Origin of the sequence: Pseudomonas sp. Fl5BN2 (assembly GCF_009908205.1) — a bacterium.
Classification (GTDB): domain Bacteria; phylum Pseudomonadota; class Gammaproteobacteria; order Pseudomonadales; family Pseudomonadaceae; genus Aquipseudomonas.
On sequence record NZ_JAAARL010000100.1, the window covers coordinates 1 to 399 of the forward strand.

General features: G+C 32.6%; 1 protein-coding gene. It reads right to left on the reverse strand.

All coding sequences use genetic code 11. From position 1 onward, the window contains the following. Nucleotides 1–350, reverse strand: a 350-nt coding sequence (locus GV819_RS32785) for a hypothetical protein (RefSeq protein ID WP_218579791.1), incomplete at its 3' end; no start/stop codon positions are given. Nucleotides 351–399: the final 49 nt, after the last annotated feature.

Sequence of the window (399 nt, forward strand, 5' to 3'; positions counted from 1 at the left end):
CTTAAATGGTATGCAACGCCGTCAACAGTGCCTTGCTCTTCTGAAGAAAAACTGAATTCTTTATTTTCTTCATTATACGGACTGATAGAACAAACTATCTTTCCTTGAGGAAAAATTGGTCTTTTGGTGAATAACATATCCTCCGACAAAATGGTAAAACCATCAATGGTGGTAATTGTTTTTTTAATTAAATACTCACTGCAATTGACTTCCTTTAAGGCTTCTTTTTTTTGAGCCCATGATAATTCTGCAGTTGTTAATTTACGATAAAATTTTTCAGTGTAACTTTCAGCCGCCGCAAAGTGTGACAGTGACGATAAAACAATAATTCCCATGAATGTTTTTTTCATGTATATATCCTTATAGGTATGCTTATCAAATAATTCAATGGAAGTATAT